The 10731-nt window shown below is 68.6% G+C and carries 15 protein-coding genes and 1 other RNA gene; 1 reads left to right on the forward strand and 15 read right to left on the reverse strand.

All coding sequences use genetic code 11. The features are described from left to right. Positions 1-25: 25 nt before the first annotated feature. The 7 genes from gmd to OXG83_18110 are packed head-to-tail and all read right to left on the reverse strand — an operon-like array spanning position 26 to position 5589. Entirely contained in the window at positions 26-1072 is a 1047-nt protein-coding gene (gene gmd / locus OXG83_18080; protein ID MCY3966925.1) for a GDP-mannose 4,6-dehydratase, read from the reverse strand. Further along, positions 1069-2268 carry a bifunctional 3,4-dihydroxy-2-butanone-4-phosphate synthase/GTP cyclohydrolase II gene (locus OXG83_18085; GenBank protein ID MCY3966926.1) on the reverse strand — a complete coding sequence of 400 codons (1200 nt, stop codon included), beginning with the start codon at positions 2266-2268 and terminating at the stop codon, positions 1069-1071. Before OXG83_18085 ends, gmd begins: the two co-directional genes overlap by 4 nt. Positions 2269-2320: 52 nt before the next feature. Further along, positions 2321-3124, reverse strand: coding sequence for an NAD(+)/NADH kinase (locus OXG83_18090; GenBank protein MCY3966927.1), 804 nt, complete (start codon positions 3122-3124; stop codon positions 2321-2323). Next, positions 3121-3849, reverse strand: coding sequence for a TlyA family RNA methyltransferase (locus OXG83_18095; GenBank protein ID MCY3966928.1), 729 nt, complete (start codon positions 3847-3849; stop codon positions 3121-3123). The genes OXG83_18090 and OXG83_18095 overlap by 4 nt, the downstream gene beginning before the upstream one ends. Beyond that, positions 3846-4760, reverse strand: a complete 915-nt coding sequence (locus OXG83_18100; protein ID MCY3966929.1) for a polyprenyl synthetase family protein — start codon at positions 4758-4760, stop codon at positions 3846-3848. The genes OXG83_18095 and OXG83_18100 overlap by 4 nt, the downstream gene beginning before the upstream one ends. Next, positions 4757-5044, reverse strand: coding sequence for a hypothetical protein (locus tag OXG83_18105; GenBank protein ID MCY3966930.1), 288 nt, complete (start codon positions 5042-5044; stop codon positions 4757-4759). The genes OXG83_18100 and OXG83_18105 overlap by 4 nt, the downstream gene beginning before the upstream one ends. A 14-nt stretch (positions 5045-5058) precedes the next feature. Further along, positions 5059-5589 carry an acyloxyacyl hydrolase gene (locus OXG83_18110; GenBank protein ID MCY3966931.1) on the reverse strand — a complete coding sequence of 177 codons (531 nt, stop codon included), beginning with the start codon at positions 5587-5589 and terminating at the stop codon, positions 5059-5061. Positions 5590-5605: 16 nt separating this feature from the next. On the opposite strand from OXG83_18110, the gene OXG83_18115 reads away from it, so the two are divergent. After that, positions 5606-6487 (forward strand): glycosyltransferase family 2 protein, encoded by an 882-nt coding sequence (locus OXG83_18115; GenBank protein MCY3966932.1) that lies wholly within the window; start codon positions 5606-5608, stop codon positions 6485-6487. Between the two features lie 12 nt (positions 6488-6499). On the opposite strand, the gene OXG83_18120 is transcribed toward OXG83_18115, so the two are convergent. From OXG83_18120 to OXG83_18155, 8 genes are all read right to left on the reverse strand, one after another. Beyond that, positions 6500-7285: a TIGR00282 family metallophosphoesterase gene (locus OXG83_18120; GenBank protein ID MCY3966933.1), complete on the reverse strand. Its 786-nt coding sequence runs from the start codon at positions 7283-7285 to the stop codon at positions 6500-6502. 7 nt (positions 7286-7292) lie between these two features. After that, positions 7293-8861 carry a ribonuclease Y gene (rny, locus tag OXG83_18125; protein MCY3966934.1) on the reverse strand — a complete coding sequence of 523 codons (1569 nt, stop codon included), beginning with the start codon at positions 8859-8861 and terminating at the stop codon, positions 7293-7295. Positions 8862-8884: 23 nt separating this feature from the next. Further along, positions 8885-9071: non-coding RNA, 6S RNA (gene ssrS, locus OXG83_18130), on the reverse strand. A 29-nt stretch (positions 9072-9100) separates the two neighbouring features. Next, entirely contained in the window at positions 9101-9421 is a 321-nt protein-coding gene (locus OXG83_18135) for a cell division protein ZapA (GenBank protein ID MCY3966935.1), read from the reverse strand. Positions 9422-9529: 108 nt separating this feature from the next. Continuing rightward, positions 9530-9745 (reverse strand): hypothetical protein, encoded by a 216-nt coding sequence (locus tag OXG83_18140; GenBank protein MCY3966936.1) that lies wholly within the window; start codon positions 9743-9745, stop codon positions 9530-9532. Beyond that, a complete protein-coding gene (gene rplT, locus OXG83_18145; protein ID MCY3966937.1) occupies positions 9738-10100 on the reverse strand; it encodes a 50S ribosomal protein L20 in 363 nt (120 codons plus the stop codon). The genes OXG83_18140 and rplT overlap by 8 nt, the downstream gene beginning before the upstream one ends. Positions 10101-10140: 40 nt before the next feature. Continuing rightward, on the reverse strand, positions 10141-10335 hold the full coding sequence (gene rpmI / locus OXG83_18150; GenBank protein ID MCY3966938.1) for a 50S ribosomal protein L35: 195 nt from the start codon (positions 10333-10335) through the stop codon (positions 10141-10143). Between the two features lie 97 nt (positions 10336-10432). After that, positions 10433-10731, reverse strand: a 299-nt coding sequence (locus OXG83_18155) for a hypothetical protein (GenBank protein MCY3966939.1), incomplete at its 5' end; no start/stop codon positions are given.

Below are 10731 nucleotides of genomic sequence, written 5' to 3' on the forward strand. Positions count from 1 at the left end.
CCGAGCGCGGAGCGGCGGGTCAGCTTCATCCGGCCGCCAGTCCGACCGCCTCGAGTTCCGCGTCGACCATCATCTCGACGAGCTGACGGAAGGTGACTCGGGGCTGCCAACCAAGACGCTCGCGGGCCCGACTCGCGTCGCCGCAGAGAGCGTCGACTTCGGCCGCCCGGAAGAACCGGGGGTCGACCGCGACCAGCACCCGGCCGTCCTCGGCCAAACCCTGCTCGTCCACTCCCGAACCACGCCAGGCGAGCTGCAGTCCGGCATGGGCGAAGGCGATCTCGCAGAATTCGCGCACGCTGTGGGTCTCGCCGGTGGCGATCACGTAGTCGTCCGGCTCGTCGGCGCGGAGCATCAGCCGCATCGCCTCCACGTAGTCGCCGGCGAATCCCCAATCGCGCTGTGACGACAGATTGCCGAGATGGAGGCAGTCCTGAAGGCCCGCCCGGATGCGCGCCGCCCCCAGGGCGATCTTCCGGGTCACGAAGGTCTCGCCCCGGCGCGGCGACTCGTGGTTGAACAGGATCCCGTTGACCGCGAAGAGGCCGTGGGCCTCACGGTAGTTGCGGGTGATGTGGAAGCCGTAGGCCTTGGCCGCGCCGTAGGGGCTCCGCGGGTAGAAGCGGGTGGTCTCGCGCTGCGGCGACTCCACCGCCCGGCCGTAGAGCTCCGACGACGAGGCCTGGTAGAAGCGCGCCTCCGGCGCATGCCTCCGCATCGCCTCCAGCAGCCGCAACACGCCGAGGCCGGTGATCTGACCCGTTGGCCCCGGAAGCTCGAAGGAGACCTGGACGTGGGACTGCGCCCCCAGGTTGTAGATCTCGTGCGGTCCCGTCTCCGCCACCGCGCGATCGAGGGAGGAGGCGTCGGCGAGATCGCCCGCGATCAGCCGAAGCCGGGGGCCGCTGTCGTCATCCCGGTCGAGCAGGTGGTCGATCCGCCGCGTCCCCCCGAGCTGGGAGACCGGCCGCACCAGCCCCCAGACGTCCCAGTCCTCGGCGAGCAACTGCTCGGCGAGATAGGAACCGTCCTGACCGGTTACGCCGGTGACCAGCGCCCGCCGCCTGCTCACACCAGCTTGAGCAGGTGGCCCATCTTGTCCCGCTTGACCCGGAGATAGTCGCGGTTCGACTCGTTCGGCACGATCTCGATCGGCACCCGTTCGACGATCTCCAGGCCGTAGCCGGAGAGGGCGATGTACTTGTGCGGGTTGTTCGTCATCAGCCGCATCCGGCGAACGCCGATATCGCGGAGAATCTGCGCTCCGATGCCGTAGTTGCGGAGGTCGGCCTTGAACCCGAGCTTGTGGTTGGCCTCGACGGTGTCGTGCCCCTGGTCCTGCAGATCGTAGGCACGCAGCTTGTTGAAGAGGCCGATGCCCCGCCCTTCCTGCAGCAGGTAGAGCACGACGCCCTCTCCTTCCTCGGCGATCACGTCGAGGGCATGGTGTAGCTGAACGCCGCAGTCGCAGCGCTCAGAGTGGAAGACGTCGCCGGTCAGGCACTGGCTGTGGACGCGCACCAGGATGTCCTTGTCCGGCTTCGGCTCGCCCATCACCAGGGCGACGTGCTCCTCGCCAGTGAGTTCGGCGTGGTAGGCGTAAGCCTTCATCGGACCGTAGAGCGTCGGCATGATCGGCGAGGCGATCAGCCGGACCAGGCTCTCGTGCCTCAGCCGGTATCGGATCAGGTCGGACACCGTGATCATCGGCAACTTGTGCAGGCGGCTGTACTCGACCAGATCCGGCACTCGCGCCATCGTCCCGTCCGCGTTCATGATCTCGCAGATCACGCCGGCCGGCGCCAGCCCCGCCAGCGTCGCCAGGTCGACCGAAGCCTCGGTCTGCCCGGCTCGCTTCAGCACGCCGCCGCGCTTGGCGCGAAGCGGGAAGACGTGGCCCGGCCGCAGCAGGTCCCGCGGCTGCGTGGCGGGGTCGATCGCGGTCCGGATCGTCGCCGCGCGGTCGGCCGCGGAGATACCGGTCGTGACCTTGCCGCGGGCCTCGATCGACACCGTGAAGGCGGTCTCGAAGGGCGCCGTGTTGTCCCGGACCATCAGCGGCAGGTCGAGCTCGTCGCAGCGGTCCTCGGTCATCGCCAGGCAGATCAGTCCACGGCCGTGAGTGGCCATGAAGTTGATCGAGTCGGCGGTCACCTTCTCGGCCGCAATGGCCAGATCGCCCTCGTTCTCGCGATCCTCGTCGTCGACGATGATCACCTGGCCGCCGTCGCGGAACACCTCCACCGCCTCCTCGATCGGCGTGAAGATGGCGCCTTCCCGACCTTCGTCTCGCTTCGCCATGAACGGGATCGTAACAGCGCTACTCGCCCCAGCCGAGTTTGCTGCGCAGGGCGTCGTAGTGGGTCTGCCCATCGACCCTGGCCAGGAGGGCCTTCGACTCCGATACGGTGACCACGACCCGGTCACCGCCCATCAGCCGTGTCCCCTCCTGTCCGTCCAGCGTCAGATAGACCTCCTCGTCCCGACTTCCGAGGGTCATCGCGATCGTGCTCGTCTCCGGCACCACGACGGGGCGCATGGACAGGGTGTGGGGCGAGATGGGCGTCAACAGGACGACCGGCAGGGTGGGATAGAGAATGGGACCGCCCGCCGACAGGCTGTAGGCCGTCGATCCCGTCGGCGTCGAGACGATCAGCCCGTCCGTGCGATAGACGGCGACCGGTTCGTTGTCGATCTCCACTTCCAGGTGGATCATGCGCGCCAGGGCGCTCTTGTGGACCACGGCATCGTTGAGGGCCCGGTACCGGGTCCTGCCGCCGGTTTCGTGCTGGAGTTCGACGTCGAGCAGCAGCCTCTCCTCGACCTCGAACCCGCCCTCCAGGATGGTCCCCAGGTTCGCGTAGAGGCGATCGCGGCCGATCTCCGCGAGATAGCCAAGGGTGCCGAGGTTGACCCCGACGATCGGTACCCCCGGCCGGTTGCGGGCCACCGACAGCAGCGTGCCGTCGCCTCCCAGGACGACGACGAGGTCCGCGGGCGCCGTCGCGGGCGCAACGACCACAACGCCGCGCTCCTCGAGCCAGCGCTTCACCTCGGCGGAGGTCGCCGCCGCGCGCTCGCTGTCCTTCTTGGCGACGACCGCGACGTCTTGGATCCTGGTCATGTCCTGAAGTGGGCGAGAACTTCCCGATTGCCCGCCGGTCCCGGAAGATCGCAGTCTACCGACGTCACGAAGCGGAGCCCCATCGCTCTCAGGTCAGCGGCGCGTCGCGCGGCGATCCCGCGGCGGACCTCCTCGTCCCGCACCACACCGCCCTTGCCCACCTGACCGCGTCCGGCCTCGAACTGCGGCTTGATCAGCACGATCACGTCGGCTTCGGGCACAAGATGCGGCAGCAGCGCCGGAGCCACCTTGACCACCGAGATGAAGGAGACGTCGACGGTCGCGATCCGGCATCGCTCCGGCAGGGCGTCGGCCGCCAGGTGACGGGCGTTGACCCGCTCCATCACGACCACCCGAGGGTCGCCGCGCAGCTTCTGGTCGAGCTGACCGTAGCCCACGTCCAGCGCGTACACCCGGGCCGCTCCATGCTTCAGGAGGCAGTCGGTGAACCCCCCCGTCGAGGCGCCCACGTCAAGGCAGACGGCACCCCCGGGGTCGACGTCGAAGCAGCGCAGCGCCTGCTCGAGCTTGCGGCCCCCGCGCGACACGTACGGCTCCGACCGGCGCCGCACCTCGATGACCACGCCCGCCGCGGCCGCGGCCCCCGGCTTGTCGCGCCGTTCGCCGTCGACCCAGACCTCGCCCGCCATGACCGCCCGCTTCGCCTGCTCCCGGCTGTCGAAGAGCCCGCGCTCGACGAGCAGTTGATCGAGCCTTCGCTTCACGAGCCCCGGTGGACCAGGAACGCGACGAGGGATCGGAAGAGCTGCCGGCCAGCGGGCAGTTTCTCGACCAGGACCAGGCACCGGTCGGCCGCCTGACGCGCCTTCCGGCGGCTGCCGTCCACACCGAAGAGGTGCGGATAGGTCAGCTTCTCCGCCTGCCGGTCCTTGCCGGCCGTCTTGCCCAACTGCTCCGAACTGCCGACCACGTCGAGGATGTCGTCGCCGATCTGGAACAGGAGGCCGAGCTCGGCTCCGATGCCGGCCAGCAGCTTCGCGCGATCGCTCCCGGCGCCCGCGTAGATGCCGCCCAGGCGCGTGCTCGCTGCGATCAGGGCGCCCGTCTTCAGGCGGTGAATGCGCTCGAGCACCCGTGCGGCGTCTTCACGCCCCCGACCGCCGTTCCTGCTCGCCGCCCCTTCATGTTCCAGGTCGAGCACCTGGCCGCCGATCATCCCCGCCGTGCCGACGGCCCGCGCCATCAACGCCACGGCCTGCAGCCGCCGCTGCGGCGGCGCCGACGCCGGTTCCGTGGCCAGCACGTCGAAGGCGTGGTTCAGCAGGGCGTCTCCCGCCAGCACCGCCATCGCCTCGCCCCGCGCCTTGTGCAGGGTCGGCCGGCCGCGCCGCAGGTCATCGTCGTCCAGAGCCGGAAGATCGTCGTGCACCAGGCTGAACGTGTGCACCATCTCGACGGCGGCGCCTCCCGCCAAGAGATCGCTCCGAGGCGCGCCGCAGGCCTCGCCGGCCATCACGACCAGGGCCGGCCGCACCCTCTTGCCTCCCGCGAACACGCTGTAGCGCATCGCCTCGCTGATCGAGGCTGGCTCCGTCCCGGCGGCCGGCAGGAGCCGGTCCAGGGCCTCGTCCACCTGCGGCCGCAGCGTGGAGAGGAAAGCCGCGAAGTCGGTCACGACTCGTCCGCCCGGTCGCCCTCCGAGGCGGCCTCCGGCAGCACTTCGGCCGCGGGCAGCGCCTCCTCGATCAGCATGATCGGCATGTCGCTGACGATCGGGTAGACGAGGCCGGACTCCCGGCACCACAACCCCTCGGAAACCTCCGGCTGCTCCCCCGCGAAGTGCTCCCGGTAGCGGGCCACGAGCCGCTCGCACACGGCCGGGGGCAGCGGTGTTGTGGTCAGTTCGCCCTTCGACCTGGGGCACACGAGCAGTTCGAGCAGTTCCGGATCTACGGGCATCGACGGATGTCCTGTTACCTGGACCAGCGGAGAAGGAGGGAGTTCATGCCGGGGTTGCGACGATAGTAGGACGAGTTGGACATGTGGAAGAAACCGAAGCTCACGCGCGATCCGCCCCTCAGCCGCCGTCCGATCGCGATCCCGGTGCGAAACTCGAGCTCGCCGCCGATGTCCTTGCCGTCCCCCTTCTCGTAGAAACCGACGGTGGTGATCGAGTCGATGAACCAGGAGCGCCCGAGGTTGATCCGCTGGTCCGTGCCGGCGTAGACGTAAAAGGATCCGTCCGCCGTCACGAAGGCGCCGACGTTGGGGCCCATGCCCAGACACCAGTCGGTGGGGAACCGATACTCGATGCCGACCTCGACCGTCTCATGGCCCCGGCCGAAATCGATCACGCCGGTGCTGAAGCTCAGACCGGACTCATCCTCGCGGCGGGGGGCGTCGTGCTCCGAATCCGCGTTGCAGCCGAAGGCGGCCGGTGCGGCCAGGCTCCCCAGCAGCACCAGCAGGGCGGGCGCCCCGTGGCGCGGACCGGGGAAACGCACGGCCGCGTAGCCTACAATGCGCGACGTGGGGGAAACGTCGGCAGACGCCCAGCGGCCGCCCATTTCGGCCCTGGTCACGACCTTCAACGAAGAGCGCCACATCGCGGACTGCCTGGCGTCCCTCGACTGGTGCGACGAGGTTCTGGTCGTCGACTCCTTCTCCACGGACCGCACTCCCGAGATCGTGCGGGGATGCGACCGCGCCCGCTTCGTGCAGCGCACCTACTACGGCTCCGCATCCCAGAAGAACTGGGCCATGGACCAGACGCGGAACGAGTGGGTCCTGATCCTGGACGCCGACGAGCGCTGCACGCCGAAACTCAGGAGGGAGATCGAGCGTCTGTTCCAGGGCGGCGAGCCGCCTGACGACGCCTACACGATCAAGCGCCGCGTCTACTTCCTGGGCAGGGTGATCCGGTTCTCGGGCTGGCAGCACGACCGCGTGGTGCGGCTGCTGCGCCGTGACGCGGGCCGCTATCCGAACCGGCGCGTTCACGCCGACATGAGGACCCGCGGTCCCGCACCGGTGCTCAAGAACGCCATGGAGCACTTCATGGTCGACGACCTGCTCTCCTACTCGCGCCGCATCCAGCGCTACAGCTGGTGGGGCGCCGCCCAGGTCTGGCGCGAGGGCCGGCGGTCGGGGCCGGCGGAAGTCCTCGGCCGTTCGCTATGGCGCTTCCTGCGCACCTACGGCCTCCAGCTCGGCGTCTTCGACGGCATGCGCGGCCTGGTGTTCTGCCTGCTCCAGGCCTACGGCACCTACCTCAAGTGGTCCTACGTCTGGTCCTGGCACGTGAACCACCAGCGCGGCATCGAGCCGCCCCTGCCGTCCTTCGACGACAGCAAGCAGACCTGGCGCGGCCTGACCGAACTGGAGACCGGCACCGCCAACTAGCGCCGCCGCGCCTCAGTCCAGGCTGATCAGCAGAGGCTCGATCTTCGTCGCGCGACCGGTCGTCTCATCCGCGTCCACCAGGACGGCGGCGAGCCGGACGTCCCGCTTGGCGACCTCGAAGCCAGAGGGCACGTTGAGCAGGAACCGCTTCAGCGCACGATCGGCCCGCACGCCGATCACCGAGTCGTACGGTCCGGTCATGCCCACGTCGGTGATCAGCGCCGTGCCGCCCTCGAGGATTCGGGCGTCGGCGGTCGGGACGTGGGTGTGGGTGCCGAGCACCGCGCTGACCCTGCCGTCGAGGTGGTAGGCCATCGCCTGCTTCTCGCTGGTGGCCTCGGCGTGGAAGTCGACCAGCACCAGCCTGATCGCCGGATCGAGGTCGGCCAGGAGCCTGTCCGCGGCCGTAAACGGCGAGGGCAGCGGCTTCATGAACGCCTGCCCTTCCAGGTTGATCACCGCGTACGGCGTTCCCGCCGGGAGTTCGCCAACGAAGACACCGACCCCGGGGTTGTCCTCCGGGTAGTTCGCCGGCCGCAGCAGGATGGGCATCCGGTCGAAGAGCGGCACGCCCTCCCGCTTCGCCCAGGCGTGATTCCCGGTCGTCATGCAGTCGATCGGCAGCGCGGCGAGCTCCTCGAGCACACCGGGCGTCACCCCTCTGCCCCCGGCGGCGTTCTCCACGTTGACGATCACCGCGTCGACGCGGCGACGGTCGATCAACTCAGGTAGCAGGCGCGACAGGGCGCGGCGCCCCGGCTTGCCGACCACGTCGCCGACGAACAGAAAGCGGGCCATCAGACGCTCAGCGCGCGTACTCGATCGACCGTGACTCCCGGATCACGGTGACCTTGATCTGGCCCGGATAGGTGAGCTCGCCCTCGATCCTCCGCGCCACGTCGCGGCTCAACCAGACAGCCTGCTCGTCGCTGATCTCCTTGCAGTCGACGATCACACGGACTTCACGGCCGGCCTGGATCGCGTAGCTCTTCTGCACGCCCTTGAAGTCGGCGGCAAGCTCCTCCAGTTTCTTCAGGCGCTTCACGTAGCTCTCGAGGATCTCCCTCCGGGCTCCCGGCCGCGCCGCGGACACGGCGTCGGCGGCCGTCACCAGCACCGCTTCGACCGTCTCCGGGTCGTAGTCCCCGTGGTGGCATGCCATGGCGTGGACGACCTCTTCGCTCTCGCCGTGCCGGCGGAGGAGGTCGATGCCGATCTCGAGGTGCGTGCCGTCGATCTCGCGGTCCACCGCCTTGCCGATGTCGTGCACCAGTCCGGCCCGCTTGGCGACATGCACGTCCGCCTTCAACTCGCCCGCCATCGCACCCGCCAGGAAGGCGACCTCCTTGCTGTGCTGCAACACGTTCTGGCCGTAGGAGGTGCGGAAGCGCAGGCGCCCGAGCAACGTGACGAGTTCCGGGTGGAGCCCAGACAGGTTCAGTTCCAGCAGCGCCTCGCGACCCTCGCGCTGGACCCTGTCCTCGAACTCGGATTCGACCTTGGCCGCAACCTCCTCGATCCGGGCCGGGTGAATTCGGCCGTCCGCGATCAGGCGCTCCAGGGTGACCCGCGCAATCTCCCGCCGATACGGGTCGAAGCCGGAGAGAATCACCGCCTCCGGCGTGTCGTCCACGATCAGGTCGACGCCCGTGGTCAGCTCCAGGGTCCGGATGTTCCGCCCCTCGCGGCCGATGATCCGACCCTTCATCTCGTCGTTCGGCAGCATGACGACCGACACGGTCGTCTCCGAGACGTAGTCCGAAGCCGAGCGTTCGATCGCGAGGCTAATGATCCGCTGTGCCTCCCGCTGTGCCGACTCCCGGGCTTCGTCCTCGATCCGCTTGGCGAGGTGCGCGGACTCCATCCGCACCTCGTGCTCCAGACTGTGGCTCAGTTCCTCCCGCGCCTGCTGGACGGTGAGGCCGGACACGCGTTCCAGTTGGCGGCGGACGTTCTGCAGCCCCTCCGAAAGCTCGGTGCGCTCGGCGTCGAGCCGCCGCTCCGCCTCGGTGACCGTCCGTTCGCGCTCCTCGAGTTCCCGGCCAAGCTGCTCCAGCCGGGCCGTTTCCTCGCGGGCCCCGGCGAGGCTTTCGCCCACTTCCCGTTCGCGCTCTTCGAGCCTCTTCCTCTGCTCGGCCGACGAGCGCTCGAACTCGGTACGCAGCGAAAGGACCTCCTCCTTCGCCGCGAGTTCCAGTTCCCGCCCCTTGGCGGCGCACTCGCGTTCGGTTTCTTCGATGAGGCTGTCCGCCTGACGGCGCGCCTCCCCAATCAGTCTCGCCGCCCTACGCCGACCGACTAGGCTCCAGAGCAGCCAGGCTGTAACGAGAGTACCCGCCGCGACCGCGACGGCAATCAGAGTAGTTCCGGTCATCGGCCCTCGATCCGGGCAGAAGGGCATCCCCCGCGAGGCCGTGTGAACGCGCCCCGACACAGAACCAGAGCGGGACCAGGTGGGTGTCCGCGCCACTCGCCGTCAGCGTCCCCGTTCCAGCGGGGCTGGCACGGGCGAGCAGTTGAGAGACTCCCTCTAAAAGAGCGATGGTTCCAACCACGGCTTTCATCACGAACCCTGCAGGGGATGCAAAGTCACAAGTTCTTTCCAGTCAACGATCAGGAATCGAGCGCCGCCTCGAGTTCGGAGGTCAGGCTGGACACACGCTCAACCATCTCCACGAACCGCCCGTCTTCCGCCTCGTCGCCACCACGCGGCGACTCGTTGGCGAGATTCAGGGCGGCAAGGATGGCGATCTTGTCCGGTTCCAGATTGGGCGAGTGATCGGCCACCTCCCGCATCTTGCGGTCCACCTTGCGGGCAAGCTCCCGGATGCGCTCGGCACCCGTCGCTCCGTCTTCCCGGAGGGTGTAGGAAACGCCGAAGATCTCGACCACCACGGTGGCCGCAACATCTTCCTGGCGTTCGCTTTCGGCCACTGCTCGATACCCCGAAGGACCGGCACTATAGCACCCGGCCCGAGGTGAATCGGCGTCCCGCAACGCGCGTCGCGCGAGCGCCTAGCCGCCCCCTCGGCCGCGACCGGTTCAGGAATCGTCGCTGCCGAGCAGTTCCTCGAGACCTTCGGCAAGCGCCTCGACGCGCTGGCCGATCTCGCTGCGCTCCTCGGCTGCCTGCTGCTCCACGGCCTCGAGCCTGGCGGTCAGCTCCCGCGTCCGTTCGCGCTCCGCCGCCAGGGCCGCCTTGGCCCGGTCGATCACTTCCTCCAGTCTCGCGATCGCGGAGACGGAGTCGTCAGCCATCTGCGAGGGCGACACGCGCCGCCTCAGCGACGGCGGCGAATCCCGCGGCGTCCTTGACCGCGAGATCCGCGAGCATCTTCCGGTTCAACTCGATGCCGGCCAGCCGCAAGCCGGACATCAGGCGACTGTAGGACAGGCCGTTGAGGCGCGCCGCGGCGTTGATCCGCACGATCCAGAGGCTGCGGAACTGCCGCTTCCTCTGCCGCCGGTCGCGATACGAGTACGCCAGCGAGCGATCGACCGCCTGCTTGGCGATGCGATGCCCTCTCGACTTGACGCCGTAGTAGCCCTTGGCCTGCTTGAGAATCTTCTTGCGCCGGCGAGCGCGCCGGCTGCCGCGTTTCACTCGTGCCATCGTCCCTGCCCCCGCGGCTCCTCAAACGGGAGCCGCCGGATCATCCGTGAATCATCCCCTTGACCGCCTTGGCGAAGCTGCCCGAGACATCGGTCTGCTTGCGAAGCTTCCGCTTCCGCTTCTGCGCCTTCTTGGTCAGGATGTGGTTCATCATGGAGTGGCTCCGCTTCACCTTCCCCCTGGCGGTGAGCTTGAAGCGCTTGGCCGCTCCCTTGTGCGTCTTCTGCTTGGGCATCCGTAAGCCTCCTCGCGGGCTCGGAGGAGCCGCCGAACCGCGGATGATAGCCCGAAACGCGCCGCCGGGCTAGCCGGTGCAAGCAAGTGCGTGCGGGCTAGCGTTCCGCCGGCACACCTCGGCTCGCCACGACTTCAAGGCTGCCGTCGCCAGCGATCTCGAGCGCCTCGGTCACCGGACGGCGCAGGATGGCCTGAACCTCTCCAGTCGCCGGATCGCGCAGAATGGTCAGTGGCAGGTCGGTTTCCTGGCTAAGGGTGACCGATTCGTCGTCGCCCAAAAGGCTGATTCGCTCGAGGGCTCCCTCCCAACTCACGGGGATCGAGAAGACGAAGCCGGAACGCCCGTCGTCCAGGTCCGGCAGTTCCGGCATGTCGAACGGCAGCGAGAACGCCA

Source organism: Acidobacteriota bacterium (genome assembly GCA_026707545.1).
Taxonomy (GTDB): domain Bacteria; phylum Acidobacteriota; class Thermoanaerobaculia; order Multivoradales; family Multivoraceae; genus Multivorans.